Source organism: Cellvibrio sp., from assembly GCF_053579595.1.
The window spans coordinates 1-11,681 of sequence record NZ_JBRFPI010000114.1; the positions used below are offsets into that span (position 1 = coordinate 1).

9 protein-coding genes are annotated in these 11,681 nt (G+C 49.4%); 2 read left to right on the forward strand and 7 right to left on the reverse strand.

What is annotated here, in order from left to right; genetic code table 11:
• Positions 1 to 405 precede the first annotated feature (405 nt).
• The 3 genes from trxA to ACWA6V_RS09130 form a co-directional block, all read right to left on the reverse strand.
• Positions 406 to 735, reverse strand: a complete 330-nt coding sequence (gene trxA, locus ACWA6V_RS09120) for a thioredoxin TrxA (RefSeq protein WP_133679746.1) — start codon at positions 733 to 735, stop codon at positions 406 to 408.
• A gap of 168 nt (positions 736 to 903) precedes the next feature.
• A complete protein-coding gene (locus ACWA6V_RS09125) occupies positions 904 to 3,315 on the reverse strand; it encodes a response regulator (protein ID WP_449522191.1) in 2,412 nt (803 codons plus the stop codon).
• Positions 3,316 to 3,423: 108 nt separating this feature from the next.
• On the reverse strand, positions 3,424 to 3,741 hold the full coding sequence (locus ACWA6V_RS09130; protein ID WP_449522192.1) for a hypothetical protein: 318 nt from the start codon (positions 3,739 to 3,741) through the stop codon (positions 3,424 to 3,426).
• Positions 3,742 to 4,015: 274 nt separating this feature from the next.
• Here ACWA6V_RS09130 and ACWA6V_RS09135 point away from each other — a divergent pair, with 274 nt between their 5' ends.
• Both ACWA6V_RS09135 and mdoH read left to right on the forward strand, forming a co-directional pair.
• The gene (locus ACWA6V_RS09135; RefSeq protein WP_449522193.1) at positions 4,016 to 5,644 is read left to right on the forward strand and encodes a glucan biosynthesis protein; all 1,629 of its coding nucleotides are present in this window, start codon (positions 4,016 to 4,018) and stop codon (positions 5,642 to 5,644) included.
• Position 5,645: 1 nt separating this feature from the next.
• Positions 5,646 to 7,574: a glucans biosynthesis glucosyltransferase MdoH gene (gene mdoH, locus ACWA6V_RS09140; RefSeq protein WP_449522194.1), complete on the forward strand. Its 1,929-nt coding sequence runs from the start codon at positions 5,646 to 5,648 to the stop codon at positions 7,572 to 7,574.
• A 79-nt stretch (positions 7,575 to 7,653) separates the two neighbouring features.
• Here the strand turns inward: mdoH and ACWA6V_RS09145 are convergent, their stop codons facing one another.
• The 4 genes from ACWA6V_RS09145 to ACWA6V_RS09160 all read right to left on the reverse strand — a co-directional run bounded on the left by ACWA6V_RS09145 (position 7,654) and on the right by ACWA6V_RS09160 (position 11,643).
• Entirely contained in the window at positions 7,654 to 9,303 is a 1,650-nt protein-coding gene (locus tag ACWA6V_RS09145; protein ID WP_449522195.1) for a chitinase, read from the reverse strand.
• 468 nt (positions 9,304 to 9,771) lie between these two features.
• Positions 9,772 to 10,932, reverse strand: coding sequence for a DUF3570 domain-containing protein (locus ACWA6V_RS09150; protein ID WP_449522196.1), 1,161 nt, complete (start codon positions 10,930 to 10,932; stop codon positions 9,772 to 9,774).
• Positions 10,919 to 11,143: a DUF4266 domain-containing protein gene (locus ACWA6V_RS09155; RefSeq protein ID WP_310067642.1), complete on the reverse strand. Its 225-nt coding sequence runs from the start codon at positions 11,141 to 11,143 to the stop codon at positions 10,919 to 10,921. Before ACWA6V_RS09155 ends, ACWA6V_RS09150 begins: the two co-directional genes overlap by 14 nt.
• Positions 11,140 to 11,643, reverse strand: a complete 504-nt coding sequence (locus ACWA6V_RS09160; RefSeq protein ID WP_449522197.1) for a TlpA family protein disulfide reductase — start codon at positions 11,641 to 11,643, stop codon at positions 11,140 to 11,142. The genes ACWA6V_RS09155 and ACWA6V_RS09160 overlap by 4 nt, the downstream gene beginning before the upstream one ends.
• Between the last annotated feature and the right edge of the window lie 38 nt (positions 11,644 to 11,681).

The window sequence follows — 11,681 nt, forward strand, 5'->3', positions numbered from 1 at the left end:
TTGTTGCAGATTATTCGCCGAATGGCACTCTTGTGAAAGCAACGCGTTGACATTAACACGCTGACATTAATCTTTTGAATTAACCTGTTGAATTAATCCGTCAAATTAAATAATGGAATTGCGTTTTTTTGCTGTTATTAAGCCGCTAACTAACGTGCCGGCTCAACGCCATGCGCTCAATCACCCTGTAGTGTTGTTCGTGCAAATTGGCTGATTAATTGGCTTATCTGGTTATATCAGATGCCGGGGCAAAAACAACAGCAGGGAAATTAGGGTTTGTTCGTCTGGTTCAAGGGAATCGGGAAGGTGATTCAGGGAGGAACAAACATCAGATTGGCTGAGTATAACGGCAAACATCGCGCAGTGCAAAAACAAATTGGGCCATCTTGCGACAGCCCACAACAATTAGATTGCAGAGTTGATGAAATCAACCAACTGCGGCTTACTCACTGCACCCACCTTGGTGGCATGGGCTGCGCCGTTTTTAAAGATGATCAGGGTGGGAATGCCGCGCACATTGAATTTGGCTGCGGTTTCTTTGTGATCATCCACATTGAGCTTGGTGACCTTTAATTTGCCTTCAAATTGTTCAGCCAAATCATCCAGAATAGGTGCAATCATTTTACATGGGCCACACCAGGGCGCCCAAAAATCAACCAACACCGGCAAATCTGCACCTATTACTTCCTGCTCAAAGCTGGCATCGCTAACGTGCACAATAGCATCACTACTCATAATAAACTCCAAACCTGACGGTCATTTAATGGTGGAGGGAAACCCCAATTCGTTAATTCAGGAAACCCAATTTGATGTGGCCATCATAAGGACTGCCCCCAATGCAGGCAAGGAGAAAAAACCAATCATTACTATAGGGGAACGCTATACGCGCACCGGTAGCGAAGTTCAAATCTGGCGATTTACCGCATTAACCAAACCCGTCGCTTCGAATGCGGAGTAAAGATTATTGAAGGTAACGGGTTTGGACAGATAGTAATTCATGCCGCTGGCGAAGACGGCTTCGCGGTGTTCCTGCAGTGCATGGGCAGTGAGCGCGATGATCGGGGTTGCCGATAGGCCTTCGCGCCGCTCGTAATCGCGAATCGCACGCGTTGCCTCAAACCCGTCCATTTCCGGCATTTCACAATCCATCAGTATCAGATTAAAGCGTTCACTGGCACCTTGCACCGCATCACACGCCTCAACCCCGTTTTCAGCAAAGATCGGCACTATATTAAGCTTGCCTAGCAAACCCTTGATAACCATGCGATTAACCGGGTTATCTTCAGCAACCAGCACGCGCAAGTGGGCAAACTTGTCGGGGTCGCGGGTTTGCCGCTCGGCGGCAACCAATGGAACCGGTTCATGTCCCAGCAGCGCAATTAATTCCTGACGCAACAATTTCATCGAAACCGGCTTGCGCAAAATCGCATGGATCGCAAGACTGCGCATTTGCCCCTGATCGTGATAGATATCGCCAGCGCTGAACATGCACAGCGGCAACTCGCGAAACTCTGGTAATTCTCGAATCCATTGTGCCAATTCAAAACCCGTGACATCCGGTAGCGCGTAATTGAAGCAGACAAAATCGTAAGGTTCACCTGAATGCATGGCATGCTTTAGTTGTGTTAGCGCCGTTTTTGCCGAGACAACCGACTCCATACTCACCCCCCAAAGACTGCAGTGATACGCAACAAATTCACTCAGGGTACGACTGGACTCAACCAACAATAATTTTTTGCCTGACAATAAATTGCTTTTGGACTCCAATGGCGAGTTATTCCAATCGCACACATCTTCACGACTCAAGCGCGCTGTAAACCAAAAGGTTGAGCCGCGCCCTTTTAGGCTGTCAACTCCGATTTCGCCGCCCATCAACTCAGCGAGGCTTTTGCAAATTGCCAGCCCCAAACCGGTACCGCCATATTTGCGTGTGGTGGAAGCATCGGCCTGATTAAACGAATCAAATAAATCATCCGTGCTGCTCATTTCAATACCGATACCACTGTCCTGCACAATAAAACGCAACTCAACCTTATCTTCAGGTAAATCCGCAACACGTTTTACTTGCAGGGAGACAAAACCTTCAGTGGTAAATTTAAAGGCGTTACCGAGCAAATTAATAATGATTTGGCGCAACCGTGTTGGATCACCCTTAACCCATTTGGGCACATCAGGATCAAGCCCTCCAAATAATTCGATATGACGCTTATTGGCAGTCGCACCAAATAATTGCACGCAACTTTCGATCAACTCATCCAGCTCAAAAGTGGTTTCTTCAAGCCGCATTTTGCCCGCCTCGATTTTGGAGTAATCGAGAATATCATTAATAATAGTAAGCAGAGTTTCACCCGAGCGGTGGATAACATCGATGTAATGCTTTTGATTATCATCAAGCGGCGTATCGCGCAGCATTTCCAACATACCGATTACACCGTTCATGGGCGTGCGGATTTCATGGCTCATAGTGGCTAGGAATTGGCTCTTCGCGCGACTTGCGTCTTCCGCTGCATTTTTTTGGCGACGGGTTTCCAGCTTTTCTTCTTTTTCAGTGAGCAGTGCCATTTCAATCGCGTGACGCTGCTCGATATCATCAAGCAATGTCTCGCGCATGTGGTTGATCGCGTTGACGACATTGTCCAATTCATCGGAAGCCGAATTGACCTTCAAGCGTTTAAGCTTGAGTGGTTTGGTGAGAGTTTCCAAATTGAGGTTGCGCGCATAGTTGGCGACGGTTTTCATATGGCGCGTCAGCAAAGTGTGCACCAGCCAGACAATAAATAATGCGATAACCAGAGTTTTAGTGCCTTGTACCAGCGCAATAAAAAATGCGCGCTCCCACAATTTATCGTAAATACTGCTGAGGCTGGCGGTCACGGTGAGCGTGCCCAACTGCTGCTCTGGTGTACTCGCATCTTCATAGACTAACGGATAGCTGCGCACTAAAAACTGACTGCGTTTATTTTCCAGTTCCTGCGGGTCATAGGCGTGATTGCTGGCGACCAGTGTTTGCTCGGTATTGTTCCAATCGTGCCAAACCACTTTGACCTGCACTACATCATCCACCGCAAGCACGCTGTTGATCTGGATATTCAATTGTTCCTGATCAAACCCCCACAAGCTTTTAGTGATACTCGCCAGGGTACTAATGCGTACCTGATCCAGACGTTTTTCGAGAGCGGCTATATCGTCGTTAAAATTGCTGTGGAGCTGCAACAAAATCGCAACAAGCGTGACAATCGAACTGCTGATAATAATCAACCCCAACAACCGCGCGGCTATAGGGTTTTCACGCATGTAATTTCTTATGTTGGGCATCTCAACCAACCGCAGCAAGACCAGTGAGGGATGCCTTTGAGTGTAGCAGCAAAAAAACACTTTCCCTATGGCATGGCACGAGGAAGCGCCAGGAGCAAGAAGCGTTGCTCAGCTTACGTAGCCAGATTGGAGATGCAGTAACAAACGCTCGGCGCGCTCAGTGAAATCCTTACGCACACCCGGGTCTTCCAACTGTACGCCCAGTGCATAGACGTAATGACGCAATCCCGATGGGCCGGTCTTACCTGCGTGCAGCCAGTGTTTGAATATATCGTCTACAAGGCCCTTACCCAATAGGCCAAAGTGATCGATAAAAAGCTGGTTCAATTGCTCAATGACACGCCGGACAACAGGTAATAAATTAGGATGGTTTTGACGTTCCACTTTAGACGGGATAGCGGCAGCAGATGGGATGGGGCGGCTCATAATAAATCTCCTTGAGTAACTACACTTGAGTTAAGCTGATACCGACACATTCGCAAAGACTGATTGGTAATAACCGGGTACTTTGAAGCGCCAGCAGGCTCTGCAAAGAACTGTAAAAAAAAGCCTTGAGCACGAACGAATGACCCGCTATTTTCAGCGGCAGATGGTTTACAATGCGCGCCGATTCTTGCACCAATGCAGCCGAAATATACTCCGGCACAACCAAACCCATGGTTTCAATTAATCTCAATAATCCGACGCGGAGAAAGAGTGGATGAGCATGTTGTTCAACAACACAAAGGCTGGTAGCCGATTATTTACCTGCACTGGTTTAACCGCCCTGGCGATGAGCTGTGTATTAAGTGCCGGACTGGCCGGATTCGCCCATGCTCAATCACAACCGGCCTTAGCTCCCGCCGCCGCCACCGAAATTGCCCAACCCGAGCTCTTTGATGCGATTGCTTCACGCGCCAAATTACTTGCGCGCCGCGAGTACAAACCGATTCAGGCTAATATTCCCGAAGCACTTGCCAATATGAATTACGATCAATACCGCTCGATTCGCTTTCGCCCCGAGTCATCGCTGTGGCACAACGAATCCCTGTTCGAGCTGCAATTGTTCCATCCCGGCTTTCTCTACCGTGAACCAGTGACCCTGCATATGGCCACCGATGGCCCCGACGCTTTCGTGCAATTCAAGCAGGAATATTTTAACTACGATGGCCCTGCCGCTCCGCTGGCTGGCGTCGCACCGGGCAATATCGGTTTTGCCGGTTTTCGCATCCACTACCCACTAAACAGTAATGAATACAAAGATGAATTCGTGGTGTTCCAGGGAGCATCTTACTTTCGCATGGTTGGCCCTGGCTTGGCTTATGGCCTGTCGGCACGTGGCTTGGCAATTGATACGGCCGAACCCAAAGGCGAAGAGTTCCCCGTATTCCGTGAATTCTGGCTGGTCAAACCCGGCCCGACTGATACCCGTATGGTGATGTATGCCCTGCTCGACAGCCCATCGATCACCGGCGCTTACCGTTTTGAAATCATTCCCGGTGCGCCAACCGAGATGGCAGTGGAAGCGCGAATTTTTGCGCGCAAAGATATTCTTAAAGTCGGCGTAGCGCCGCTCACCAGTATGTATATGTGGGGTGAAAACCATACCCGTTTTGTTGATGACTTCCGGCCTGAAGTACACGATTCCGACGGCCTGTTGATGGCCGCATCAAATGGCGAGTGGATCTGGCGCCCGATCAGCAATCATCGCCAACTGCGCGTTTCCTCAATGATGGATGAAAATCCGCGTGGTTTTGGCCTTTTGCAACGTGACCGCGATTTTGATCACTACATGGATATGGAATCTCGCTACGAGAAGCGCCCGAGCATGTGGATTATCCCCGAAGGTAATTGGGGCAAAGGCCGTGCAGAATTGGTGGAAATCCCGAGCGACAGCGAAACTAACGATAACGTTGTAGCCTACTGGGTTCCGGCCAAGTCGATGAAGGCGGGCAGCAATGCGACCTTTAAATATCGCCTGCGCACGTTCGATGATCACTTGCCCGAAAATACCGGTGCCAAGGTCATCCGCACCCGTATCGGTTGGGGCGCAAACCCCGGCCAAGCCAATCCGCCTCCACTGAGCAAGCGCAAGTTTGTGATAGATTTCCGTGGCGGCGAATTGGATAACCTCTCTGCCGACGCACCTTTAGTCGCCGAGATGCAAAAAAACTCGGGCACCATCAGTGAACTGGTAGTGCGCCAATTGCCAGATGGCCGCACTTGGCGTGCCTCCTTCAAGCTGGAGCCGGAGGGCGACAAGGTTGCCGATATGCGCCTCTACCTGAAATTACGCGACCAGCGCCTGAGTGAAGTCTGGAGCTACGTCTGGTATCCGGATGCGATCTGATATGACCCACGAGTTCCGCCCCCCTGCCGACCTAACTGCTTTGCCTGCGGATGCCATAATCATCCCAGGCAAGTCGCTGCGCCGTTATGTGTATGTGATCCTGAGTGTGCTCACCGCCATCAGCGGTGTCTACATCATGTTCGATATACTGCGCGCCAATGACCTGACCACTCTGGAAGCCGTAATTCTGGTGCTGTTCGGCATCAGTTTTACCTGGCTCGCGCTCGCCTTCTGGAGTGGCCTGTTCGGATTTATGTTGCAGATGCTGCGCATTGATCCGCTCACGCTGAAATCCACCAAAGGCATGCTAAAGGACACATCGCCCATCAGCTGCCGCACGGCGGTGGTGATGCCGGTTTATAACGAAGATACCCACCGCGTAATTGCCGGTTTTGAGGCGACCTTGCGCTCGTTGGAAAAGACCGGCGAGATCGCCCACTTCGACTTCTTCCTGCTGAGCGACACTACCAACCTGACTATCGCCCAAGCCGAGCGCGATGCCTGGCAACTGTTGCAGGAGCGCTTGGGTGACCTGGGCAAACAGGCGTTTTATCGTCGCCGCGAAAAAAATATCGCGCGCAAAGTGGGTAACCTCGCTGAGTTCTGCCAGCGCTGGGGTGCCAACTACGAAAATATGATTGTGCTGGACGCCGATAGCATTATGGCGGGCGATTGCCTGCTGAAAATGGTGCGCGCCATGCAAGCCAACCCGCGTACCGGACTGATCCAGACTATTCCGATTCCGGTGCGTCAGACCACCTTTTTCGGCCGCTTTGTGCAATTCGCCGCGGTGCTTTATAGCCCGATGCTCGCCACCGGCCTTGCCTTTTGGCAGACGGATGCCGCCAACTATTGGGGTCACAACGCGATCATCCGCATGCGCGCCTTTATTGATCACTGCGGTTTACCGACGCTGCGCGGCAAAGCACCCTTTGGAGGCGATATTCTCAGCCACGATTTTGTGGAAGCCGCGATGCTGCGCCGCGCGGGATGGGACGTATTTTTACTTGCCGATCTGGAAGGCAGCTACGAAGAAGTGCCCTGCAATATTATCGATTACGCCAAACGTGACCGCCGCTGGGTGCAGGGCAACATTCAACACTTGGGCATTGTCGATACCAAGGATTTGCACCCCATTAACCGCATGCATTTTTTGTTGGGTGCTATTGCCTATATCACTTCATTGATCTGGTTGCTTATGCTGGTGCTAAGCACTGCGGACGCCGTAGTGCGTGCGATTAATTCCAACGTGTATTTCACCGAGGTCTACCAGCTCTACCCCAATTGGCCGATCGCCAAAACCGAATTGATTGTGGCGCTGATCCTACTCACCACTACCTTGTTGATGGGGCCAAAGTTGCTCGGCGTAATCGTGGCACTCACTCACAGACGCAAACAATTCGGTGGTGCGCGCGCGATTATTAAAGGCACAATTATCGAGACGATTTTTGCCGTGTTAATCGCGCCAATCATGATGGTCTATCACGCCTACTTTGTAATTTCGGTATTGCTCGGCTTTAAAGTGAATTGGGATTCGCAAGACCGCGAAGGCCGCTTACTGCCTTGGGGCGAATGCTTTGCTCGCACATCCAAAATGACTACAGCAGCACTCGCATGGGGCTTTATGACCTACACCTATGCGCCGATTTTCTTCTGGTGGTTGTTGCCAGTACTAACCGGTCTGGTATTGGCTGCACCGCTGGTGCGCTACTCCAGCAGCCTCGATTGGGGTAGAGGCACGCGCAAACATAAAATCTTTTTAAGCCCCGATGAAACCAGCGAAGATCCGGTTCTAACGCACTTAAATGAATTGCTGGCTGTTAAGCATCCCGCACTGGCGACACCAGCACCGATTCCAGAGCTACCCCCCAATAATTGGACCGACATGTCGCATCGCGAAATGGATGATTATGTGCCGGTAAAACGCTAGGGAAATGCGAAAGAAATGAATGTGTAATGCAAAAAAATGGGGCGCAATTTGCGCCCCATTTTTTTAACTCCGTTTTATATTATGGCAACTGATCCAGATACTGGCGATGCTGGGTAGAGAACTCGTAGTTATTGTATTTATCCCAGTTGATTGACCAGGTCATCAGGCCGCGTAAATTGGTCCATGCTGCGCCGGGCTGATAAGACGAGCAGCCTTGCGCCTTGATCAAACAATTCATCGCCGATTGCACTTCTACCACACTGGTAAAACCTCCGCCAGCATTCACATTCGCAGGCAAGCCAATTAACACTTGATCCTGGCGCAGCGCCGGGAAGGTTAAATTGGTGCCCGCTACTTTAAAGCCGGTCAGCAACATATCAATCATGGCGATATGGAAATCAGCACCGCCCATAGAGTGATATTTATTGTCCGTGCCCATGATCGAACCGGAATTGTAGTTTTGTACTTGCAACCAATCGAGCTTGACGCGCAATGCATAAATCACCGACAAGTAAGCACCGGCGCGCGTATCACAACTGATACAAGTGCCACCGTAGAAGCTGTAACCCAATTGTACGAAGAAGGTTTCCGGAGCCATGGTGAGCACAAATTTATCGCCATAATGATTGGTTAAATCCTGCAAAGCGCCAATCAAATTCACGATCACTGGCGTGGTAGGATTGCGGAAATCGCTATCACCCGAATTTAAAAATAATGAATGACCTTCAAAATCCACATCCAAACCATCGAATCCATATTCATCGATAATCGCTTTCATCGAATTAACAAAATTGGCTCGTGCCGCAGCAGTTGGCAATTGCACCTGGCCATTAGCACCGCCAATACTGATAATGATTTTTTTGCCCGCAGCTTGCTTGGATTTTATTGCCGCTTTAAATGCAGCCATATCAAATGCCGGATCCAATACAAAACCAATTTCACCTGCTGCCCTGCCTGTTGGCTCTGCAAAAGAGATATTGATTGCATCATAGGCATTGGAAACCTGATCTAGCGGAATCACTCCCGAACCATTATTAAAGTTATGCCAGTAGCCGGAAATAATGCGGTAGCGGCCAGTACCCGCACTCGATGAAGATGAACTCACCGACGAACGGGAAGTACTCACGGAACTTGAAATAGAACTCGCAGACGATACAACACCGCAAGCGCGCACGACCTCCCATGCCATTTGCCAATGCGCACCGGTACCGGGTGCATAGGCCCATTCCGCCGTTGAACTGCACCAACCGGCAACGGTACAGCGATATTCACTGCCCGCATTTTTTACCAACTGCCCCAATGTATAAGCAGTACCCGGCGCATATTGTGGTGAAGCGCAGCTGCCGCCAACAGAGGAACTTGACGGCGCAATTGAACTGGACGATGGAGAGCTGGGAACAGAGCTACTTGAGGGCGCAATTGATGAACGCGAAGAAGGGGCTACGGAAGAGCGGGATGATGGTGCAACCGAACTCGATGAGGATGATGACGCGCCATCACAGTTCCCTACCAGCGTCCACTCTTGCCATTGGCCGGAATAATTTACCGGACTATGGCCCTGAGACCACCAATTTGCTTTATACGCTTTACCTAACTCTTGCACTTGGGAACCACCGCCATAAGCTGCCGCACTATTCCACTGGGGGATTCCGGTACAACTAATGGCATGGCTTTCTATTGATAACGCGGCAAGGCATAGGCTTGCAGCTGCGAACACTGATTGTTTCACTGGATGATCCTCTCTACATTTTTGGGCAAAGAAATACCGATGGAAGTGATTTACAGACTTCCAGGGCTTTATGTTTTATTGAAAAATTTACTTTGCGACTGCCAACGACCAAGGGGTATTCATTTACGTACTTAAACGTAATGTCACCTACCACTACACTCGTCGCTTATTCTCTAGAGAAGACGAATCCGTTTTATTTTTTGAAATCCAACCGACCGACTTAATTTTTATAAGTGGATAAGTTTTCGGTCTTGTTGGGTTTGATAGGGGCAAAAAGTCACCCACTCCCTTATGACAACATTGTCATTTATATCACAGCAACATAGAGTGCACAATTACTGAACAAGTCCACAAGAAAAATACGTCGCCAGGTAATAAGGCGCACCGGTAAATAAAACTGAAGGAATTTAAGCAGATCGAAGGGGGGAAGGGGAAACACCAGTGCGATTTAATCACACTGGCTTATCATTAAAACCAAAACGACAAATAAAAACGAATCACATCTGCCTGCAAACTGTAGAGCGGCTCTTCACCTGCCGCATAGTCAGCAGGCGATACGCGCGCATCGCGGAAGTCATCGTAGTCGATATCGAATTTATCCCAATTAAGATTCACGGTACTTTTTTCAAACCAGGGGATTACTCCTGCCGGAACTTTATAGGTGACACCCAAGCCAATCGTAGTCGATGAAAATGGGCTTAACTCTTTATCGCGTGCCAAAAAATTTTGCGCATCGCGATAGGGAAATAAATCCGAGTAAAAATCGGCACCCGTTTGTTTATAGATGCGATACTTAATTTCAAATAGCCACTGCTCGCGGTAAGGGTGCAAGTAGCGCAATTCGAAATTATCCGCATCAATACCCCAGCTATCGGAAAATTGGCGCACCTCCGCACGCACCGATGCGCGATACGGCAAATAATAAATTGCACGCAATCCCAGTGCATCGCTATTGCGCGTGTGTGGATAGAGTTCTGATTGATAGAGATACCCCCCAGTGCCACTCAAATAGCGCACCGAGCGATAAGGGTTATTCAGGCAACTTTCATCCTGAGTGAGATCCAAACATTGATCGCTAACACTGTCAAAACTGAGCGAGGCCAATAAATTTTTTGTCACAATTTGCGATGCATTGAAACTGTATTTACGCCGCTCCAAATTGCGCTCGTAGGTTGGATCAGTATTTTGGCCAACGATATCTTCACCAAAACTCACACCAAAACCGAGCGTGGTTAGATCGCCAAAAAAACTCTGATCAATACCAAGGGTGTATGTTGACGCATCGTAATCATTTTCTTTACTGCGTGTGTACCCCAAACTAATCGTGGAGCGATCAATCAGGTATTGACCGCTGATGCCATTCTCTTTGCGCTCTTCACTGTAAGGACTGGCGGTCGCTTGAACATCAATCGATGCGCTGCTCACCATATCCACATAATAATTCGCGGCAACCGATACCGACGCACCAAGATTTTTGCGCACTAAAATTGAAGGGCCATTAATTTCTGCACCCCCACCATCATAACCGTGATAAAGCACATCAATGCGCTCATCAGGCAAGACCGCGGCCTGCGAAAAACTGCCCGTCAGCGCTAACACTAATAGCAGTAAGCGATTAATTACAACCACAACCACCTCCTGATGCACCATCGCCACCACGCGCCGCTTCGCGTGCATCATAAACGTGATGCAAATAAGAGTCCGCTATGGGGTTGCGTTCAAAGCTCATGATTTCATCGGCGATTTTTTGCCGTTCATAAGGTTTTACCCAAGGCTTGATGGGACTACAGGCGGCGATGCTAAACAGCAGCACAATAAAAAGCAGGCGGCGAAGTATCATTCTTTGATCAGCTCGCGGATTTGGTCGCGGTATTTGTTTTCATCACCCGCTTTGTAACCGCGGTTGACGAAGCGGATCTCACCTTTTTTATCAATCACCACAGTAGTCGGCATAGCATCGACATTATACAAACTGCTGGCTTTGCTTTCTGTGTCATACAGAATCGGAAAGCTCACGCCTAATTCCTTAATTAATTTTTTTGCATCGGTATTGTCTTCTTCCACATTCACACCGTAGAGCACGAAACCGGCCGCACCATAGCGCTTGGACATTTCATCCAGTAAAGGCATTTCCTTGCGGCAAGGGCCGCACCAGGACGCCCAGAAATTCAACATCACCACCTGCCCACGCTGCTCAGCCAAACGCACATTTTCACCGGTGCTGCTGGGCAGGGTGAAATCGGGCGCGGCGTCTGCGCTGGCATTAACCGCGAAGAGGCCTGCAGCGAGCATTACCCCTAACCCCAGTATTTTTTTGGATACAAATTTTTGCAGTGACATATCACTAACTCCAACAATTAACGCTAGAAAAATAACGA

Excerpts from the sequence above, each read along its gene's own strand:
- ACWA6V_RS09155 (WP_310067642.1), bottom strand. The coding sequence starts at position 11,143 with ATGATACTTCGCCGCCTGCTTTTTATTGTGCTGCTGTTTAGCATCGCC.
- ACWA6V_RS09130 (WP_449522192.1), bottom strand. The coding sequence starts at position 3,741 with ATGAGCCGCCCCATCCCATCTGCTGCCGCTATCCCGTCTAAAGTGGAA.
- ACWA6V_RS09160 (WP_449522197.1), bottom strand. The coding sequence starts at position 11,643 with ATGTCACTGCAAAAATTTGTATCCAAAAAAATACTGGGGTTAGGGGTA.
- mdoH (WP_449522194.1), top strand. The coding sequence starts at position 5,646 with ATGACCCACGAGTTCCGCCCCCCTGCCGACCTAACTGCTTTGCCTGCG.
- ACWA6V_RS09135 (WP_449522193.1), top strand. The coding sequence starts at position 4,016 with ATGAGCATGTTGTTCAACAACACAAAGGCTGGTAGCCGATTATTTACC.
- trxA (WP_133679746.1), bottom strand. The coding sequence starts at position 735 with ATGAGTAGTGATGCTATTGTGCACGTTAGCGATGCCAGCTTTGAGCAG.
- ACWA6V_RS09125 (WP_449522191.1), bottom strand. The coding sequence starts at position 3,315 with ATGCCCAACATAAGAAATTACATGCGTGAAAACCCTATAGCCGCGCGG.